The sequence below is a fragment of the Shewanella hanedai genome, assembly GCF_007197645.1.
Lineage (GTDB): Bacteria > Pseudomonadota > Gammaproteobacteria > Enterobacterales > Shewanellaceae > Shewanella > Shewanella hanedai.
Genome location: NZ_VKGK01000007.1, coordinates 169861 through 189622 on the forward strand (window position 1 = coordinate 169861; position 19762 = coordinate 189622).

15 protein-coding genes are annotated in these 19762 nt (G+C 44.9%); 14 read left to right on the forward strand and 1 reads right to left on the reverse strand.

Annotated features, from left to right (window positions below):
* Nucleotides 1-34: 34 nt before the first annotated feature.
* From FN961_RS08190 to lpxC, 12 genes are all read left to right on the forward strand, one after another.
* Nucleotides 35-1771, forward strand: coding sequence for a peptidoglycan D,D-transpeptidase FtsI family protein (locus FN961_RS08190; protein WP_143564065.1), 1737 nt, complete (start codon nucleotides 35-37; stop codon nucleotides 1769-1771).
* Complete coding sequence (murE, locus tag FN961_RS08195) at nucleotides 1768-3264, forward strand: UDP-N-acetylmuramoyl-L-alanyl-D-glutamate--2,6-diaminopimelate ligase (RefSeq protein ID WP_143564066.1); 1497 nt, start codon at nucleotides 1768-1770, stop codon at nucleotides 3262-3264. The genes FN961_RS08190 and murE overlap by 4 nt, the downstream gene beginning before the upstream one ends.
* Nucleotides 3261-4628: a UDP-N-acetylmuramoyl-tripeptide--D-alanyl-D-alanine ligase gene (locus FN961_RS08200; protein WP_143564067.1), complete on the forward strand. Its 1368-nt coding sequence runs from the start codon at nucleotides 3261-3263 to the stop codon at nucleotides 4626-4628. The genes murE and FN961_RS08200 overlap by 4 nt, the downstream gene beginning before the upstream one ends.
* Complete coding sequence (mraY, locus tag FN961_RS08205; protein ID WP_143564068.1) at nucleotides 4628-5710, forward strand: phospho-N-acetylmuramoyl-pentapeptide-transferase; 1083 nt, start codon at nucleotides 4628-4630, stop codon at nucleotides 5708-5710. The genes FN961_RS08200 and mraY overlap by 1 nt, the downstream gene beginning before the upstream one ends.
* A 70-nt stretch (nucleotides 5711-5780) precedes the next feature.
* Nucleotides 5781-7112 (forward strand): UDP-N-acetylmuramoyl-L-alanine--D-glutamate ligase, encoded by a 1332-nt coding sequence (gene murD / locus FN961_RS08210; RefSeq protein ID WP_143564069.1) that lies wholly within the window; start codon nucleotides 5781-5783, stop codon nucleotides 7110-7112.
* On the forward strand, nucleotides 7105-8319 hold the full coding sequence (gene ftsW / locus FN961_RS08215; protein WP_143564085.1) for a cell division protein FtsW: 1215 nt from the start codon (nucleotides 7105-7107) through the stop codon (nucleotides 8317-8319). The genes murD and ftsW overlap by 8 nt, the downstream gene beginning before the upstream one ends.
* On the forward strand, nucleotides 8319-9416 hold the full coding sequence (gene murG, locus FN961_RS08220; RefSeq protein WP_143564070.1) for an undecaprenyldiphospho-muramoylpentapeptide beta-N-acetylglucosaminyltransferase: 1098 nt from the start codon (nucleotides 8319-8321) through the stop codon (nucleotides 9414-9416). The genes ftsW and murG overlap by 1 nt, the downstream gene beginning before the upstream one ends.
* Before the next feature lies 1 nt (nucleotide 9417).
* Nucleotides 9418-10887 (forward strand): UDP-N-acetylmuramate--L-alanine ligase, encoded by a 1470-nt coding sequence (murC, locus tag FN961_RS08225; RefSeq protein WP_143564071.1) that lies wholly within the window; start codon nucleotides 9418-9420, stop codon nucleotides 10885-10887.
* A 131-nt stretch (nucleotides 10888-11018) separates the two neighbouring features.
* A complete protein-coding gene (locus FN961_RS08230; protein ID WP_185972750.1) occupies nucleotides 11019-11783 on the forward strand; it encodes a cell division protein FtsQ/DivIB in 765 nt (254 codons plus the stop codon).
* Between the two features lie 3 nt (nucleotides 11784-11786).
* A complete protein-coding gene (gene ftsA / locus FN961_RS08235; RefSeq protein WP_143564073.1) occupies nucleotides 11787-13022 on the forward strand; it encodes a cell division protein FtsA in 1236 nt (411 codons plus the stop codon).
* 77 nt (nucleotides 13023-13099) lie between these two features.
* Nucleotides 13100-14272: a cell division protein FtsZ gene (gene ftsZ, locus FN961_RS08240; protein ID WP_143564074.1), complete on the forward strand. Its 1173-nt coding sequence runs from the start codon at nucleotides 13100-13102 to the stop codon at nucleotides 14270-14272.
* A gap of 172 nt (nucleotides 14273-14444) precedes the next feature.
* Nucleotides 14445-15362, forward strand: a complete 918-nt coding sequence (gene lpxC / locus FN961_RS08245; protein WP_143564075.1) for a UDP-3-O-acyl-N-acetylglucosamine deacetylase — start codon at nucleotides 14445-14447, stop codon at nucleotides 15360-15362.
* 101 nt (nucleotides 15363-15463) lie between these two features.
* Here lpxC and FN961_RS08250 read toward each other — a convergent pair whose 3' ends face one another.
* The gene (locus tag FN961_RS08250; RefSeq protein ID WP_143564076.1) at nucleotides 15464-15916 is read right to left on the reverse strand and encodes a DUF721 domain-containing protein; all 453 of its coding nucleotides are present in this window, start codon (nucleotides 15914-15916) and stop codon (nucleotides 15464-15466) included.
* Nucleotides 15917-15943: 27 nt separating this feature from the next.
* Between FN961_RS08250 and FN961_RS08255 the strand changes: the two genes are divergently transcribed.
* Together FN961_RS08255 and secA are read left to right on the forward strand one after the other, a co-directional pair.
* A complete protein-coding gene (locus tag FN961_RS08255; RefSeq protein ID WP_143564077.1) occupies nucleotides 15944-16843 on the forward strand; it encodes a M23 family metallopeptidase in 900 nt (299 codons plus the stop codon).
* A gap of 58 nt (nucleotides 16844-16901) precedes the next feature.
* Nucleotides 16902-19625, forward strand: a complete 2724-nt coding sequence (secA, locus tag FN961_RS08260; RefSeq protein WP_143564078.1) for a preprotein translocase subunit SecA — start codon at nucleotides 16902-16904, stop codon at nucleotides 19623-19625.
* Nucleotides 19626-19762 lie beyond the last annotated feature (137 nt).

The window sequence follows — 19762 nt, forward strand, 5'->3', positions numbered from 1 at the left end:
TGTGTACCTGAAGAAACCGCATCGGTGAGAGTGTATGAGTAAGCAGGCAAAACGTAAGAAAAAGCCGCAACTAATACAATGGCGTTTATACGTTGTCGTGGCTTTTGTATGCCTGTTGTTTACCAGCCTTATTGGTCGAGCTGCTTACATTCAGATTGTAGAGCCTGAAAAGCTTCGTCATGAAAGTGACATGCGAACGTTAAGAACAACGAGTCGTGAAGTACAGCGCGGGCTGATCACTGATCGCAATGGTGAGATGTTAGCCGTTAGTGTTCCAGTTAAAGCCGTTTATGCGGATCCTAAGGTCGTGCATGATAAAAATGGTTTTACGGATATGCGTCGTTGGCAGGCATTGGCTGATGTGTTGCATGAACCTAAAGATGAGATACTTAAACGTGTCCAATCCAATCCTAGAAAACGATTTACCTACCTTAAGCGTCAGGTGACACCTGCTGTTGCTGAATATATTAAGCAGTTAAAACTTCCCGGTGTGTATCTGAAGTCTGAATCTCGTCGTTACTACCCAACCAGTGAAATTTCTGCACAGTTAGTGGGCATTACTAACATTGATGATTTGGGTATTGAAGGGATTGAAAACTCTTATAACGACTGGTTAACTGGGACCCCGTCTAAGCAGAAAGTGCGTAAATCTCGTGATGGTCATGTTGTGGAGCGTCTTGATATGGTTCAGGAAGGCGAAAGCCCGAATGATCTCGTGTTAAGTATTGATCAACGTATTCAGCAATTAGCATACCGTGAAATTAAGAAGGTCACTGAGATCAATCAGGCAACGTCGGCTTCAATTGTGGTGCTTGATGTGCACACGGGCGAAGTACTGGCGATGGCGAATACTCCATCCTACAATCCCAATTCTCGAGAAAACCTGCAAAGTTACCGCATGCGTAATCGTGCGCTGACAGATGCCTATGAGCCGGGATCGACGATTAAGCCTTTTGTGGTCGCCGCAGCGCTAGATGCCGGTACGATACAAGAAGATCAAATTTTTAAAACTTATCCTGGACGCATGAGAATTGGCGGCAAGATTGTTCGTGATGGCCGATATTATGGTGATCTTTCTCTTTCTGGTGTTTTAGTGCATTCGAGTAACGTGGGCATGGCCAAAATTGGTTTGTCTATGCCGGTGCAGGAGTTACTGGGCTCGTATCAGACCATGGGCTTAGGTAACTATTCAGGTATAAACCTAGAAGGCGAAAGTTCAGGCCTTATTCACGATCGCAGGCGTTGGTCGGAGTTTGAAAGAGCCACGCTCTCATTTGGCTATGGCTTCATGGTCACTCCACTTCAGTTAGCTAGGCTTTATGCCACTTTAGGCAGCAAAGGCGTGCTCTATCCTGTATCGATTTTAAAGCTTAAGCAGCAGCCAGAAGGGGTACAAGTTATCTCTCCCCATGTCGCACAGAGCGTGATGGAGATGTTGGTTGGTGTGACCGAGAAAGGAGGCACGGCAACTAAGGCTCATATCGAAGGTTATCCGGTAGCGGGTAAGACTGGCACGGCACGTAAAGCGGTGGCAGGTGGATATGGCGAAGATTATGTGGCTATTTTTGCTGGGGTCGCCCCAGTTAATAACCCAAGACTGGCGATTGCTGTCGTGATTAATGAACCTAAAGGTGACAAGTATTACGGCGGTGATCTTGCCGCACCCGCATTTGCGAAAGTGATGTCAGGTGCTTTACAGATGCTCAATGTTGAACCCATTTCATCTACAGAAAAAGTTCGGTTAGCTGGGACAACGAGGAGATCTGAATGATGTTGTTACGGGATCTATTGGCGCCTTGGTTTCATTATGCAGGACCAGAGAGTTTCAATAATTTGAGCTTGGATAGTCGAGCCATCACTCAAGGTGATCTGTTTGTTGCCGTACCTGGTCATCAGGTAGACGGTAGGAATTATATTGATGTTGCCGCTAAAAATGGCGCAAAAGTGTCATTGGTACATACAGATAAGCCAGATGATCATGGAAAAGTGATATTAGGCGACCGTGTAGAGATCCTCTTTTTTCAGTTGCATCGTCAACTGTCAGCGTTAGCAGCCCAAGCTTACCCTTTATCCGTTGATCGATTGAAGTTGGTTGGCGTTACTGGAACTAACGGTAAAACGTCTATCACGCAATTGATGGCTCAGCTGTTGGTCAGTTTAGGTAAACGACCTGCAGTGATGGGAACGTTAGGCAATGGCATTTGGGGAGACTTGGTCGACAGTGGTAATACAACTGCTGATCCTATCACCATCATGGCACAACTTAAGACTTTTGATGAGCAAGGTGTAGATCTGTGTGCAATGGAAGTCTCAAGCCATGGACTTATACAAGCCAGAGTCGAGGCGGTGCCTTTCGATGTCGCTATTTTTACCAATTTGAGCCGAGATCATCTTGATTACCACGGCACAATGGAAGCTTATGGCGATGCAAAGAAAAGATTATTCAATTTTCCCTCTTTAGCGTCAGGTGTGATCAACTTTGATGATGAATTGGGTCGTCAGTGGTTAGCTGAAAGTGATTCAGGCAAGTTTATCGGTTACAGCATTGCTGGCGATAACGCAGAGGTTCGCCAACGCGTTGGGATTTACACCCAAGACAACCATTTTCATAACCAAGGTGTTAGAGCAAGAATTGTGTGGCCTCAAGGAAGCGCAGATATCGACTCACCTTTATTAGGTGCATTTAATCTGTCCAACTTGTTGGCCGCATTAGCGGGTCTATATCAACTTGGTTTTGATATGAATGAGTTGCTTAACGCCGTGCCAAAGCTGAATGCCGTTGCAGGTCGTATGGAGCAATTCACAACTGAAAATGGTGTCACTCTTGTGGTTGATTATGCTCATACACCAGACGCTATCGAACAAGCGCTTAAGGCATTAAGAGGTCATTGTGAAGGTGATCTTTGGTGTTTGTTTGGCTGTGGTGGTGATCGAGATAAAGGCAAACGCCCTTTGATGGCTAAAGCTGCTGAAACATACGCTGACCGGATTATGGTGACGAGTGACAATGCCAGAAGTGAATCTCCTGATGAGATCATTAATGACATCATGGTTGGTCTTATTGCACCTGATAATGCACTGACTCAAGTGGATCGAGAGCTTGCGATTAGACAGCTTGTGGCACTTGCTAAACCAGGTGATCTGATTTTGTTAGCAGGTAAAGGACATGAAACCTATCAAGAGGCAGGTGGCGTGCGACGTGATTATGATGAACGCGCATTGGCCCAAGATTTAGCCCGTAATTATTCTGAGGTAGATAGATGATCCGCTTAACCTTATCTCTGCTGAGTCAACGACTCAAAGCGCGTTTGATCGGCAGCGATAGAGAGATACGTAATGTGTGTAGTGATAGCCGGACGATTCCAGAGAAAACACTGTTCGTTGCTTTAAAGGGCGAGAAGTTCGATGGCCATGACTTTGCACCATTAGCGCTAGAAAATGGTGCGCAAGCTCTGCTTGTGAGCCGCGAACTTGCTTTGGATATCCCACAGTTATTGGTGCATGACACTCAAAAAGCCATGGGTGAGATAGGAGCATATTTAAAAGAATTGGTTCAGCCTAAATCTGTTGCACTGACTGGGTCAAACGGCAAGACCAGTGTGAAGGAGATGGTTGCGAGTATTTTGTCACAGCAACATAAAGTGCTTTATACCGCTGGTAACTTTAATAATGAGATTGGTGTTCCCTTAACGTTACTCCGTTTAGAGGGGGATGAAGAGTTTGGGGTATTTGAGCTCGGTGCAAATCATGCTGGCGAAATTGATTATACCTCGTCTTTGGTAAAGCCTGATGTGGCGATGGTGAATAACGTCGCTTCAGCACATCTTGAAGGCTTTGGTTCATTGGACGGCGTCGCGAGAGCAAAATCTGAAATATTTAATCACCTTAATGCCGATGGTATTGCGGTGATCAATGCAGATGATCCATTTGCTAGCGTAATGCGAGAGGCCGCAAGCCAGTTTACTCAGTTAAGTTTTGGTATCGATACGCAAGCCGATGTAAAAGCAAGTGAACTTGAGTCAGATTTATTAGGCCGCTACACCTTCCAACTGGCTTATCTTGGTAGCGTTGTGACGGTGAGTTTACCTCTGTCTGGTCGACATCAAGTGAGTAATGCACTTGCTGCAACTGCTATCTGTCTTGCCCTTGGTTTATCCCTTGAAGAGATACTGACAGGTCTTGCATTAATTAAGCCCGTTAAAGGTAGAATGCTGCCCCACGATCTCGGTCGTGTTCGAATTATTGATGATAGCTATAACGCCAATCCTGCTTCTGTTGGCGTAGCAATCGACTGGCTTAAAGAAATTGATGGATTTCGATGTTTAGTACTGGGCGATTTGGGAGAATTAGGTGACAATGCGTCCCTTTTGCATTCTGAGCTAGGCGAGTATGCAAAAAAGCAGGGTATTGATGCCTTGTTTTCTTTGGGTGAGCTAAGTGCCAATACTAGCCATGCCTTCGGTGGACAACATCAGCAAGAATTAGCGCCACTAGTGCTTTGTTTAATTAATAAAATTAACCAGTTACAAGGTGATGTAACTGTGTTGGTTAAGGGATCTCGTAGCGCCGGAATGGAGCGTGTCGTGGAAGCCTTAAAAGTTGCCCATGGGCAAGGGGAGTTTGTTTAATGCTGGTCTATCTGGCGGAGTATTTAACCCAGTTTTATACCGGGTTTAACGTTTTTTCTTACGTTACTTTCAGAGCTATTTTAGGTCTGATGACGGCACTTGTGTTTAGTCTCTGGTGGGGTCCTAAGATGATTGCACGTTTGCAGATGCTGCAAATTGGGCAAGTTGTGCGTAATGACGGACCTGAATCGCATTTTAGTAAGCGTGGTACGCCTACTATGGGCGGCATTCTTATCTTAGCGGGCGTATTTATTAGTGTGCTGCTATGGGGCGATCTGGGTAGCAGATATGTCTGGGTGGTGCTGTTTGTACTCGCGAGCTTCGGGCTTATCGGGTTTATCGATGACTACCGTAAAGTGGTGAGGGAAGATACTAAGGGATTGATTGCTAAGTGGAAATATATCCTTCAATCTCTAGCCGCACTGGTTATCTCTTTCTACTTATATGCATCGGCAGATTTGACTGGAGAGACACAACTTGTTGTGCCTTTCTTCAAAGATATTATGCCTCAGCTAGGTGGATTTTTTATCGTTCTAGCTTACTTCACCATTGTTGGTTCAAGTAATGCGGTGAACTTAACCGACGGTTTAGATGGTTTGGCTATCATGCCTACTGTCATGGTTGCGGCTGCATTTGCGTTAATCGCTTATCTATCGGGTCACGTACAGTTTGCAAATTATCTGCATATTCCTTATCTACCAGGTTCTGGAGAGTTAGTGATTGTCTGTATGGCAATCGTCGGTGCTGGACTTGGATTTTTATGGTTCAACACCTATCCAGCTCAAGTATTTATGGGGGATGTTGGTTCACTCTCTTTAGGTGCTGCCTTAGGCGTTATTGCTGTTCTGGTACGACAAGAGATCTTATTAGTGATCATGGGTGGTGTCTTCGTGATGGAGACGGTATCAGTGATTCTACAGGTTGGATCATACAAATTACGTGGGCAGCGTATATTCCGCATGGCACCAATACATCACCATTATGAGTTGAAAGGTTGGCCGGAGCCTAGAGTGATTGTTCGTTTTTGGATTATCTCTTTGTTTTTAGTCCTGCTTGGCTTAGCCACGTTGAAACTAAGGTAATTACGTATGACAAACCAGATATCGCATTTTGCTAACGACCCAAGGTCTGCCAATTTTAGGATGGTTACCCATGGAGAATAAGCGATCTCATGTGGTTTTAGGACTGGGAGCTACAGGACTCTCGGTGGTGCGTTATCTGTGTGAAGAAGGCATCACTCCTTTAGTGATGGATAGTCGTCATAAACCTCCTGGAGTGGATGAGCTTACTCGTTTTTATCCAGAGGTAGAGTTAATTACCGGTGGTTTCGATTGTCGTTATCTCGTGCAGGCAAGCCAAATTATTATTAGTCCTGGTATTGCTGTCGACACACCTGAAATTCGTGCTGCCATTGATATGGGAATTGAAGTCATTGGTGATGTCGAGCTATTTGCTAGAGAGATCAAGGATCGAGATCCCTGTGTTATTGGCATAACGGGGTCAAACGGTAAATCGACGGTGACTTGCTTAGTTGGTGAAATGGCCAAAGCGGCGGATTTGAATTATGCCGTTGGCGGCAACATCGGTGTTCCGGCTTTAGATTTGTTTATGGAATTAAGAGATCTCTACATCTTAGAGCTATCTAGTTTTCAGTTAGAGACGACACATAGTTTGAACTGCATTTCGGCAACGTGCCTGAATATCAGTGAAGATCACATGGATCGTTACACCGATCTTGAAGCTTATCGTCAGGCTAAGTTGTCATTGTATGGCCAAACTAAGCACGCGCTGTTTAATCGAGACGATGAGCAGACTAAGCCAAACGATCCGATGAACCAGAATAGCTTTGGTTTATCTATCCCATCTGATGATGAATGGGGAATTCGTGAAGGAAAAATAGTTCATGGTGCAACTGAAATCATGAATCTACAAGATGTCGCCTTAGCCGGCAGCCATAACCACTTGAACTTGTTAGCTGCTATGGCATTGGCTTATCGCGCAGGTATTGATAAAGAGTCAATGATTCAAGTTGCGATGACTTTTACAGGCTTAACACATCGATGTGAGTTGGTAGCAGTTCATCATGATGTGTCTTATATCAATGATTCTAAAGCCACTAATGTTGGGGCGACAGTTGCCGCTCTTGAAGGGTTTAGCGACCATTTAGGCGGCATTATTCTGATTGCTGGTGGAGATGGCAAAGGTGCTGATTTTCAGCCTCTTGAGCATACCCTCAAAGGGCTTTCTCACCTGATCACGTTAGGTAAAGATGGCGATAAAATCGCGGCATTGTACAAGGGCGCAATTCGTGTCGACTCTATGTCTGAAGCCGTTAAGAAGGCAAGTGAACTCGCCGAAGCGGGCGATATCGTTTTAATGTCTCCGGCGTGTGCAAGTTTAGATATGTATAAGAATTTTATGGCCAGAGGCGAAGATTTTAGAGCCGAGGTGAATGCATTGGACGATGGGTTGTCCGATGCGTAGCGAAGAGCGCCAACTCAATCTTTTTGGCACCAGTGTCACTTGGCGTTGGCCAAACCTTTTTAAGGAGAGTGAAGCGCCAGGAATGCAGCTGTATGACAGAACCTTACTAACAGCCGTGATCGGTTTGATTAGTTTTGGTTTTGTTATGGTGATGTCTGCGTCTATGCCTGAAGCGCAAAGTCTGAAAGGCAATCCTTATCACTTTGTGGTGAGGCATCTGGTTTATCTTGTTGGCTGCGTAATCATTTCGGCCATTGTATTGCGGATTGAGATGCAAAGCTGGCAAAAGTTTAGCCCACTGTTATTGCTCAGCGTGGGGATTTTGCTGCTGGCGGTTTTGCTTGTAGGAACCTCGGTTAATGGAGCGACCCGTTGGTTGAGTGTTGGGCCTATCAGAATACAGGTTGCTGAGCTGGCAAAGCTGGCTTTTGCCATTTACATGGCTGGTTATTTGGTTAGACGTCATCAGGAGATAAGAGAAAACTCGAAAGGCTTTTATAAGCCCATTGCTGTTTTTGCCGTTTACGCCATTTTGATTTTGATGCAGCCTGATTTAGGTACGGTTGTGGTTTTGTTTGTTGGCACCGTCGGTTTACTGTTTTTAGCTGGAGCTAGGTTGCTCGACTTTTTTGCTCTGATATTGGCTGGTGCCATGGCGTTTGTAGCGCTAGTACTGCTAGAGCCTTATCGAATGCGTCGCGTCACTTCGTTTATGGATCCTTGGCAGGATCCATTTGGCAGCGGCTATCAGTTAACGCAATCCTTAATGGCCTATGGCCGTGGTGATTGGTTTGGTCAAGGGCTGGGCAATAGTATCCAGAAACTGGAGTATTTACCCGAAGCTCATACCGACTTTATTTTTGCTGTGATAGGCGAAGAGCTGGGTTTTGTAGGCATTATCCTGGTCTTGAGTGTATTACTTTTTGTCGCGCTAAGGGCGATTAAGATGGGTAATTTATGCATTCAAATTGATAAGCCTTTTGAGGGGTACCTGGCTTACGCGATTGGCATATGGTTCTGCTTTCAGACCGTCGTAAATGTGGGTGCCAGCATTGGCATGTTACCCACCAAAGGGTTGACCTTGCCATTTATCAGCTATGGAGGCAGTAGCTTATGGGTCATGACCGCAGCAGCGATGATATTAATTAGAATCGATCATGAGCGTCGATTAAGTTCCATACAAGCAGTACAAGGGAAAACAAGTTAATGACGAGTGTCAGCGCTGAGAAACGCATTTTGATTATGGCTGGAGGAACCGGAGGGCACGTGTTCCCTGCATTAGCTGTAGCCAAGTATCTAAGCAAAAGAGGCTGGAAGGTTCGCTGGTTAGGCACTGCTGAGCGTATGGAAGCTCGTTTGGTTCCTCAACATGGCTTTGATATTGATTTTATCGATATTAAAGGGGTTAGAGGCAACGGCATTCTACGCAAACTCGCAGCGCCATTTAAGGTGTTACGTTCGATAGTACAAGCACGTGAAGTGATTAAAGAATTTAAACCCGATGTCGTCCTCGGAATGGGAGGTTTTGCCAGTGGCCCTGGCGGTGTGGCCGCCAGACTATCGCGGCTTCCTCTGGTGTTGCATGAGCAAAATGCGATCCCAGGGATGACGAATAAAATATTGTCCCGCATCGCATCTCAAGTGTTGTGTGCGTTTGAGGGAACTTTTGACCAAGTTCAGGCTGAGGTAGTTGGTAACCCAATTAGGGAAGAGTTAATCGTTTTAGGCCAACAGTCTAAAGAGGCCGATGCGAGTGATGCACTCAAAGTGCTCGTGGTTGGTGGTAGTTTAGGCGCCAAAATTTTTAATGATCTAATGCCTACTGTAGCAGCTGAGATGAGCAAAACTCACTTGTTCACCGTATGGCATCAAGTTGGCAAGGGAAATCTGCAATCCGTTCAGAGTGAGTATCAACGTTTAGGGTTGGACGGTAGCGTCAGCGTTGCTGAGTTTATTGATGATATGGAATCTGCTTATCGTTGGGCTGACGTGGTTTTATGCCGCTCAGGTGCGTTAACAGTTTCAGAACTAGCGGCGATTGGCTTGCCAAGTTTACTCGTTCCTTATCCACACGCTGTGGATGATCATCAGACGAAGAATGCACAAGTATTAGTGAAGGCGGGGGGAGCATTTTTATTGCCTCAACCCATTTTAGATATCGATAGGCTACTCGGAAAATTGCAGCTCTTAGCTTCAGATAAAGATGAATTGAATCAGATGGGTCTGCGAGCAAAAAGTGTGGGTGTTATCGACGCCACACAGAAAGTTGCTGAAGTCTGCATCCGATTAGCAGGAAAAGATTGAAATGAGTAACGACAAAGAAAAGTATTCAAAGTTAAGAAATATCATCCCTGAGATGAGACGCGTTAAGAACATCTATTTCGTTGGAATAGGTGGTGCAGGTATGGGCGGCATCGCCGAAGTGCTTGTCAACGAAGGTTACCGTTTATCCGGCTCAGATATTGCCGAAAATGCAGTAACAGAAAGATTGGCCTCTTTAGGTGCCAAGATCCATATCGGTCATGATGCTGAGCAAGTACATGGTGCTGATGTCGTGGTCGTATCCACTGCAATTCAAGCCGACAATCCTGAGTTATTAGAAGCTCAGGCGCTAAGGATCCCGATTGTACAGCGTGCTGAGATGCTCGCTGAGCTGATGCGATATCGTCATGGTGTCGCCGTTGCTGGTACTCATGGTAAAACCACCACAACAAGTTTGATTGCCAGTGTGTATGGGCAAGCAGAACGCGATCCAACGTTTGTGATTGGCGGCCTGTTAAACAGCGCTGGAACGAATGCGAGATTGGGTCACAGTCGTTATTTGATCGCCGAGGCTGATGAAAGCGACGCTAGCTTCTTGCATCTGCAGCCTATGGTGAGTGTTGTAACCAATATTGAAGCCGATCATATGGACACCTATGAGGGGGATTTTGAAAAACTGAAATCGACCTTTATCGACTTCCTGCATAACCTGCCTTTTTATGGTGTCGCGGTGATGTGTATCGACGATCCGGTAGTGCGGGAGTTACTGCCAAGAGTAGGCCGTAAGATCGTCACTTATGGTTTTAGTGAAGACGCTGATGTTCAGGCGCTTAATTTCGTGCAGGAAGGCTACCGTAGTCGCTTTACCTTAAGAAGAGCTGGGCATGATGATGTTGAAGTCGTAGTCAATCTACCAGGTCAACATAATGTGCTTAATTCTCTGGCTGCGATAGCGGTTGCGAGTGAAGACGAAATTGAAGATGCTGCTATTATACAAGCACTTGCTGATTTCCAAGGGATAGGCCGCCGTTTCGAGCAATTAGGATGTTTTGATACTGATAATGGCGAAGTGGTTTTGGTTGACGATTATGGTCATCACCCAAGTGAAGTTGCTGCAACAATCAGTGCGGCGAAATTGGGCTGGCCTGAGAAGCGTCTAGTCATGATATATCAGCCACATCGCTATAGCAGGACTCGTGATCTTTACGAAGATTTTGTCGAAGTTCTCTCTCAAGTCGATTGTTTGCTGTTGCTTGATGTCTATTCTGCTGGAGAAGCACCGATACCTGGGGCGGATAGCCGAGCTTTGTGTCGTTCAATTCGGCTACGTGGCCAGTTAGATCCTATTTTCGTGGGTGATCAAGAGCAGTTGCTTACTTTGCTGCCTGATGTATTGCAAGAGGGGGATCTTTTACTGACTCAGGGCGCCGGAAATATCGGCCTGCTCTCTAAGCTGTTAGCAAAAAACAGATTAGGTTTTGGAACGCTAAATAACGATTCAAATAAGGGATAAGTTTGAATAGCGTCTCATTGCAGGTATATCAGGTTTTGACGCTAGGAATAAGGTCTATATAATGGCCGGTTTTCTGTGGTTAATGAATGGAATAGCAGTGCTGCCAATAGATAATTTAAGAGTTGATGCCTGTGTCCTGGGCTGATGTTGGTCAAAGGTGGAAACTAAAGTTAACTCAGGTTGACTGGTACCTGTTTTTTGGACTGATGTTTCTGCTCTTTGTATTACTCGGTTTATCAATGGCTGCATTGAAGTTAAACCTAGTAGTGAATGACGCCGACGCTTTACCTATTGAATCGGTAGTGATTAAAGGCACGCGTGAAAAGACGACTGATGAAGAGATACAAGCTGCGCTGCGTGATTTAATGCGACGAAGTTTTTTCTCTGCCGACGTGAATCAGGTGCAGGCAGCGTTAGAAGCATTGCCTTGGGTTTATCAGGCATCAGTAAGGCGAGAGTGGCCAGCCAAATTGAAGGTCTATCTCGTGGAGCAACAAGCGGTTGCACATTGGAATGGCGATGCTTGGTTGAATATTCATGGAGAGGTATTTGATGCTCCAGCTGAAGATAGCGTCGGTCCTCTGCCTTTTTTGGCTGGGCCAGAAGGTCAGTCGCAAATAGTGTTAACCACGTTTCGACAGCTAGGCGAATTGTTAGATATAAATGGCTTGAATTTAAATAGTTTAAGTTTGAGTCCACGGCATGCTTGGCACGCCTCGTTAGATAACGGGATCATGCTTGAGCTAGGCCGAGAAGATAAAATGGCAAGGGTACAGAGGTTTATTAACGTCTATCCCACATTGGTCAAGCAACCAAAACCAGTTGCCACAGTTGATTTGCGCTACGACACCGGATTAGCCGTAGGTTGGGAAAATGCACAAAAAGAGAGCCATTAAATAATGACCAAGAACCAAGATAGAAATCTGATCGTTGCATTGGACATTGGAACCTCTAAGGTTGCGGTGATCATAGGTGAAGTGCTGCCAGATGGTGAGATCAGTATCATAGGCTTAGGTAATCATCAATCCAGAGGTATGGATAAAGGTGGTGTGAACGATCTTGATTCGATTGTTCGCAGTGTACAGCGCGCACTGGATCAAGCTGAACTGATGGCTGATTGCCAAGTTTCATCTGTATATTTAGGGATCTCTGGTAAGCACATCAGCTGTCAAAATGAAAATGGCATGGTGTCAATTAATGATGAAGAGGTCACTCAGGACGACGTCGACAATGTGATACACACGGCTCGTTCGGTCAAAATACCGACAGAGCGACGTATTCTACATGTCCTGCCTCAGGAATATGCCATCGATGTGCAAGACGGCATAAAAAGCCCGATTGGCATGTCGGGGATGCGCATGGAAGCTAAGGTCCATATTGTGACTTGTGCAAACGATATGGCAAAAAACATTACAAAGAGTGTCGAGCGTTGTGGGCTTAAAGTTGATGACCTTGTGTTCTCAGCTATCGCATCGGCAGACTCTGTATTAACGAATGATGAGAAAGATTTAGGTGTGTGTTTAGTTGATATTGGTGGCGGAACGACAGATCTTGCCGTGTACACCAATGGGGCTTTACGCCACTGCGCTGTGGTGCCTGTCGCAGGTAACCAAGTGACCAATGATATTGCAAAAATCTTCCGTACACCGCTTTCCCATGCTGAGCAGATTAAAGTTCAGTATGCCAGCGCACTCAGTTCAATGGTGAGTCGTGAAGACAGTATAGAAGTGCCTTCCGTAGGCGGACGTCCGTCACGGACCATGTCTAGGCACACACTTGCAGAGGTCGTAGAACCTAGATACCAAGAGCTATTTGAATTGGTACTGCAGGAGTTAAGAGAATCAGGATTAGAAGATCAAGTCGCCGCTGGTATCGTCATTACTGGTGGCACATCTTCTATTGAGGGAGCGGTTGATATTGCTGAAGCAACCTTCGGTATGCCAGTCAGAGTTGCATCGCCGCTACCAGTGAAAGGGTTATTTGAATATGTGGACCAACCTATCTACTCCACTGGAGTCGGTTTGTTGCACTATGGGGCGAGAAGGGTGGTCGAACGTCAGTTTGAACGTCCAGAACGTCAAGGGGTTACCAGTCTTTGGAATCGGGTTCAAAGTTGGTTTAAAGGTGAGTTTTAATACTAATAATAAAAAGACGAACAGTTCGTTTGAATTAGGTATTAGGCATATAACGCAAGCAAAATGGAGAAAAAACCATGTTTGAGATCATGGATAGTCATACTGATGAAGCGGTGATTAAGGTCATCGGAGTTGGTGGCGGTGGTGGTAATGCCATCGAGCATATGGTCAAGCACAACATTGAAGGTGTTGAGTTTGTTGCAACAAATACTGATGCACAGGCATTAAGAAAGTCGTCAGCTGGATCAACGATTCAATTAGGACGCGACATCACCAAAGGTTTAGGTGCTGGAGCAAACCCTGAGATTGGGCGTTTAGCTGCTGAAGAAGATAAAGAAAATATCCGTAATGCGATTAAAGGATCTGACATGATCTTTATTGCTGCGGGTATGGGTGGTGGTACCGGTACTGGTGCTGCACCGGTTGTTGCCGAAGTGGCAAGAGAAGAGGGTATCTTAACGGTTGCTGTCGTGACTAAGCCGTTTCCTTTTGAAGGCAAGAAGCGTATGGCTTATGCCGATCAAGGGATTGAACAGCTTGCTAAGCATGTTGACTCGCTGATCACTATCCCTAATGAAAAGTTGCTTAAGGTCTTAGGCCGCGGCACTTCACTATTAGATGCCTTTGCTGCAGCAAACAACGTATTGCTTGGCGCGGTACAGGGGATTGCTGAACTGATCACTCGTCCTGGTTTGATCAACGTCGATTTCGCCGATGTTAAGACTGTTATGTCTGAGATGGGTAATGCGATGATGGGTACCGGCGTTGCTAGCGGTGAAGATCGTGCTGAAGAAGCTGCAGAAGCTGCTGTAGCAAGTCCATTGCTTGAAGATATTGATCTAGCTGGTGCGCGTGGCGTGCTTGTTAACATCACTGCTGGCATGGATATGAGTATCGAAGAGTTTGAAACTGTGGGTAACCATGTTAAAGCATACGCTTCAGATAACGCTACCGTAGTTGTTGGTGCCGTCATTGATCCTGAAATGAGCGACGAGCTAAGAGTGACAGTGGTTGCAACGGGTATTGGCGCTGAGAAGAAGGCTGATATCCAGCTTGTTTCTAAGCCTATGTCACGTCCAGAGCCTACCGTTGCGCCTGAAGCACGTGTAGAAGCGATGGATGAAGTGCTAAGTCAGCCTATGGCGACTGGAAATGTTGTGCCTGTTGCACAGCCTGCTCCAACTTTAGCACCAAAAAATGAAGCTGATTATTTAGATATTCCGGCATTTTTGCGTAAACAAGCTGATTAAATTAGCTTTGCAAAAATGAGTGACTGATCTGATGGCTTGGTGATACTAGGTAGTAGTCAAGCTTTGATGAATTTGCAAAGATATGTTAGCATATCCGACCAGCCACGCCTGTGCGCATGTTTATTGCTGCTCAGGATTTGAGCTTTTATTGTTGAGAGAAACGGGTAATACAATGATTTTTCAAAGAACTGTTAAAGAAATGGTGAAAACAACCGGAGTCGGATTGCATTCCGGCAATAAGGTGACTTTGAGCATCAAACCCGCACCTGTTAATTCTGGGATCGTACTCGTGCGTACAGACTTGGAGCCTGCAGTGTCAATCCCTGCAAAAGCTGATCAAGTTCGTGAAACGACTATGTGTACGGCCTTAGTGAATGACGATGGTGTACGTATCTCAACAATTGAGCACCTGTTTGCTGCTTTAGCTGGTTTAGGCATCGATAACGCATTAATCGAAGTCGATGCGCCAGAAATCCCAATCATGGATGGCAGTGCCAGCCCGTGGGTATTTTTGTTGCAATCAGTTGGGATCCAAGAGCAATCAGCGGCAAAGAAATATTTAAGAATCAAAGATACTGTACGTGTTGAAGATGGTGATAAATGGGCGGAACTAAGACCATTCAATGGTTTTAGAGTGGATTTTGCAATCGACTTTAACCACCCAGAAATAGCCCGTAGTCAACAACATATGGTAATGGATTTTTCAACTTCTGCATTCGTTCGCGACATTAGTAGAGCAAGAACATTTGGCTTTATGCGCGACATTGAATATTTAAGAGCTAACAACTTAGCCTTAGGTGGAAGCATGGAAAATGCAGTTGTGCTTGACGAATATAAAGTCCTTAACCCCGATGGCTTGCGTTATGAGGATGAGTTCGTTAAGCACAAAATTTTAGATGCATTTGGTGATCTATATGTTGCTGGCCATGCCATTGTAGGCGAGTTTTGTGCCTTTAAAACTGGCCATGCATTGAATAATCAACTTGTGCGAGCGTTACTAGCCCAACAAGATGCATGGGAGCTAGTTAGCTTTGAAAAAGATGAAGCACCCGTTAGCTTCTCGGTTCCTGCTGGTGCAGTATTCGCTTAATTTAACGGATGTTTAGATAGCTAAGAATTTGATTGGATATCTATTTCTACCAATGCGATACAGTTTAATAAACTCAACGTATTGAAACAGTAGAGTGACTCTTAAGATTGCCTCGGACGGCTGGCTAATGCAGCCAGCCGTTTTAGTTTAACCGCAAGAGAACCTTCTGCATGTTCGGCTAAAGCCTCGATATGTGAGGCTGCGGTTTGAGTTATCTGGTTGTGGTTTTCCTTTGGTTTTGTTGCGTACAATAACAGACTCGGGTTGACTTTAACTTCGATAGCGGAGAGCATGGGTAACGTTTCAGCTTGCAGCTGCTGTAAAACTTTGGTCTTTTGGAAGTTTATTCTAGCGGCCCATGCTGCAGTTGTTGTTTCAATAACTAAAACACCCTGTCGGAAATTAGCAACTTTAAGTTGTTCTGACACGGGACCTGTTAGCACTTGTTTGACGTAATGATCTAAGTGCATTAGCAGTTCAGCTTTCTCAGCTATGTTGGGCAGTTGTCCACGCTGATGAAGCAACTGGCTCAGGTCTTGCGGGGGCTTTTTCATATGATAATAAAATGGCTTAGTTAGGCTATGAGTGTAACAGTTTTTATTCAAGGTCGAAATGGCGCCACACGATGGCAGCCCGGCAAACGTTGGCTTTTATTACCAGTACTGTTGATTGCAGCAGGTACAGGATTTTATCAGCACAACGCCAAACAAGTTCAGCAACAGCAAGCTAATGCAGACAATGAACGTGTAGCCCGTGAGGATCAGAAGCAAGAGCTAATAGAGCTCAAAGGTGCTACTGAGTCGCAATTGGCCATGTTAGTCACGCATGTCGCGCGTATGCAGGCCAAAGTGACTCGTCTTGAGGCTTTAGGTCAACAAGTTGCAAAGAATAATCAATTAGAAGATCAATTCGATTTCTCTTCAACAGTCGGTGTTGGTGGCCAGAGTGAATTAGGCGCAAACATCGAACTCGAACAACTTATTGCAGATATGGATAAGTTAGTATCAAGAATAGATAATAATAATGTTCAGCTTTCAATACTTGAAACTGTTTCATCTAATCTCCATATAGATGAAGAACGTTATATATCTGGGCGACCCATCGAGAAAGGATGGTTATCATCGCCCTACGGTTTACGAAATGACCCTTTTAATGGACGTAGAACAATGCATAAAGGCATTGATTTTGCTGCTAAAGAGGGAACCAATGTGGTCGCTACTGCAGGCGGTGTGATCACTTGGGCAGGCAAAATGTTTGGATATGGTGAGTTAGTTGAAATAGATCATGGCAATGGTCTGCGAACTCGTTATGGACACAATAAGTCTTTGTTAGTAACTGTAGGTGATGTCATCGCCAAAGGTGATAATATTGCAAAAATGGGTAGTACTGGCCGTTCGACCGGACCCCATGTGCATTATGAAGTGTTGCGGGGTGGACAACAGATTGACCCGCAAAAATATGTCTACCGTAAGGCAGGTTAATATAATAAAGGCTTTCAGACTCGACAGGGACTAAGCCAACAACTTAAAAGTGGTTCAGATGTTTGGTAAATTACTGACAAAATTATTTGGTAGTCGTAACGATCGTACACTTAAATCTCTAGGCAAAAATGTCGCTAAGATTAATCTTCTTGAAGATGACTATGAAAAGCTAACTGACGCAGAGTTAAAGGATAAGACATCTGATTTTCGCGATCGCTTAGAAAAAGGTGAGACGCTGGACGATGTGATGCCTGAAGCTTTCGCCGTTGTGCGTGAAGCATCTAAGCGTGTATTTGATATGCGTCACTTCGACGTGCAAATGCTCGGTGGTATGATACTCGACAGTAACCGTATTGCTGAAATGCGTACCGGTGAAGGTAAAACGTTAACGGCAACCCTACCAGCTTACTTAAACGGTTTGTCAGGTAAAGGCGTTCACGTCATTACTGTTAACGATTACTTAGCGCGTCGTGATGCCGAAAATAACCGCCCACTGTTTGAGTTCTTAGGACTCTCTGTTGGTATTAACGTTGCAGGCCTTGGTCAGCAAGAGAAAAAAGACGCGTATAATTCCGATATTACATACGGAACCAACAACGAGTTTGGTTTCGATTACCTGCGTGACAATATGGCTTTCTCGCCAGCAGAGCGTGTTCAACGTCCACTGCACTATGCACTTATCGATGAAGTTGACTCGATCTTAATCGACGAAGCTAGAACACCTTTGATTATTTCTGGTGCTGCAGAAGATAGCTCTGAACTTTATACCAAGATTAATACCCTTATTCCTCATCTTATTCGTCAAGAGAAAGAGGATACGGAAGAGGTGATCGGCGAGGGAGATTACTCCATCGACGAAAAAGCCAAACAAGTTCACATGACTGAACGTGGTCAGGAGAAGGTTGAAGTTCTTTTGACTGAGCGCGGCATGTTGGCTGAAGGTGATTCCTTATACTCTGCCGCTAACATTTCATTACTGCACCATGTCAATGCAGCACTTCGTGCTCATACATTGTTTGAAAAAGATGTCGACTATATAGTGCAAGACAATGAAGTGATTATTGTTGATGAGCACACTGGTCGTACTATGCCTGGTCGTCGTTGGTCTGAAGGTCTTCATCAAGCTGTAGAAGCTAAAGAAGGGGTTCATATCCAAAATGAAAACCAAACCTTAGCCTCAATCACTTTCCAGAACTTCTTCCGTCAGTACGAAAAGTTAGCGGGTATGACAGGTACTGCAGATACTGAAGCATTCGAATTCCAACATATCTACGGCTTAGATACTGTTGTTGTTCCAACAAACAGACCTATGGTGCGTAAAGACCATGCCGATCTTGTCTTCCTAACCCCAGATGAAAAATACGCTGCGATTATCGAAGATATTCAAGGTTGTCGTGAACGTGGCCAACCAGTACTTGTGGGTACGGTTTCAATCGAACAATCGGAACTACTTGCTCGTTTAATGCAGAAAGAGAAAATCCCGCACGAAGTATTGAACGCTAAGTTCCATGAACGTGAAGCGGATATTGTTGCCCAAGCAGGTCGAATTGGTGCGGTTACCATTGCAACTAACATGGCTGGTCGTGGTACCGATATCGTGCTTGGTGGTAATTGGAACATGGAAATCGACGCACTTGATAATCCAACTGCTGAACAAAAATTAAAGATTAGAACAGATTGGCAAGTAAGACATGATGAAGTTGTGGCTGCTGGCGGTTTGCATATTTTAGGTACAGAGCGTCATGAGTCTCGTCGTATCGATAACCAGCTTCGTGGTCGTTCTGGTCGTCAAGGTGATGCAGGTTCGTCACGTTTCTATCTTTCTATGGAAGATAGCTTAATGCGTATCTTTGCTTCCGAACGTGTTTCTTCAATGATGAAGAAGCTAGGCATGGAACAAGGCGAAGCGATAGAGCATCCATGGGTATCACGTGCTATCGAAAATGCACAACGTAAAGTAGAAGCGCGTAACTTCGATATTCGTAAGCAACTTCTCGAATTTGATGACGTAGCTAACGATCAACGCCAAGTGGTTTATGCACAGCGTAACGAGTTGATGGACGCTGAAAGCATTCAAGACACCATCGTTAACATACAAGCCGATGTAGTTAATGGTGTGATTGATCAATATATTCCGCAGCAATCAGTTGAAGAGCTTTGGGATATCCCAGGTCTAGAAACACGTCTAATGCAAGAGTATGGGATGAAAATGCCTGTACAGGAGTGGTTAGACTCAGAGTCAGACCTGCACGAAGAAACGTTGCGTGAGCGAATTGTTGATACTTGGGTTAAATCTTACCAAGCTAAAGAAGAGATGGTAGGTGAGCCTGTATTACGTCAGTTTGAAAAAGCGGTAATGCTACAAACCTTAGATGGTCTATGGAAAGAGCATTTATCTGCAATGGATCACCTTCGTCAAGGTATCCATCTTCGAGGCTATGCACAGAAGAATCCTAAGCAAGAGTACAAGCGTGAATCATTTGAGTTATTCCAACAGATGTTGGAATCATTAAAGCATGACGTTATCAGTGTTCTTTCTAAAGTGCAGGTTCAGGCCCAATCTGATGTTGAAGAGATGGAAGAGCGTCGTCGTCAAGAAGATGCAAAAATCCAACGTGACTATCAGCATGCAGCAGCCGAAGCACTTGTAGGTGCAGAGGAAGCTGAAAGCTTAGCTGGACACACGCCAAAAGTGCGAGAAGGTGAAAAGGTTGGACGTAATGATGCATGCCCTTGTGGTTCAGGCCGCAAGTATAAGCAGTGTCACGGCAAACTTACTTAATAATGCTAAACAGTGAGTCAGCACATATTATGTTAACTCACTAAAGCATAGATCATATAGTTTTCTTGATATAAACGGCCCTTTGATAGGGCCGTTTTATTTGAGGGCTATCATGATTAATGCCAATTGGTATTAAT

Bases quoted from the DNA above. Each gene is read 5' to 3' on its own strand.
- mraY (WP_143564068.1), top strand. From the start codon at position 4,628: ATGCTGGTCTATCTGGCGGAGTATTTAACCCAGTTTTATACCGGGTTT.
- ftsW (WP_143564085.1), top strand. From the start codon at position 7,105: ATGCGTAGCGAAGAGCGCCAACTCAATCTTTTTGGCACCAGTGTCACT.
- FN961_RS08190 (WP_143564065.1), top strand. From the start codon at position 35: ATGAGTAAGCAGGCAAAACGTAAGAAAAAGCCGCAACTAATACAATGG.
- lpxC (WP_143564075.1), top strand. From the start codon at position 14,445: ATGATTTTTCAAAGAACTGTTAAAGAAATGGTGAAAACAACCGGAGTC.
- ftsA (WP_143564073.1), top strand. From the start codon at position 11,787: ATGACCAAGAACCAAGATAGAAATCTGATCGTTGCATTGGACATTGGA.
- FN961_RS08255 (WP_143564077.1), top strand. From the start codon at position 15,944: ATGAGTGTAACAGTTTTTATTCAAGGTCGAAATGGCGCCACACGATGG.
- FN961_RS08200 (WP_143564067.1), top strand. From the start codon at position 3,261: ATGATCCGCTTAACCTTATCTCTGCTGAGTCAACGACTCAAAGCGCGT.
- murC (WP_143564071.1), top strand. From the start codon at position 9,418: ATGAGTAACGACAAAGAAAAGTATTCAAAGTTAAGAAATATCATCCCT.
- murG (WP_143564070.1), top strand. From the start codon at position 8,319: ATGACGAGTGTCAGCGCTGAGAAACGCATTTTGATTATGGCTGGAGGA.
- murD (WP_143564069.1), top strand. From the start codon at position 5,781: ATGGAGAATAAGCGATCTCATGTGGTTTTAGGACTGGGAGCTACAGGA.
- FN961_RS08250 (WP_143564076.1), bottom strand. From the start codon at position 15,916: ATGAAAAAGCCCCCGCAAGACCTGAGCCAGTTGCTTCATCAGCGTGGA.
- secA (WP_143564078.1), top strand. From the start codon at position 16,902: ATGTTTGGTAAATTACTGACAAAATTATTTGGTAGTCGTAACGATCGT.
- ftsZ (WP_143564074.1), top strand. From the start codon at position 13,100: ATGTTTGAGATCATGGATAGTCATACTGATGAAGCGGTGATTAAGGTC.
- murE (WP_143564066.1), top strand. From the start codon at position 1,768: ATGATGTTGTTACGGGATCTATTGGCGCCTTGGTTTCATTATGCAGGA.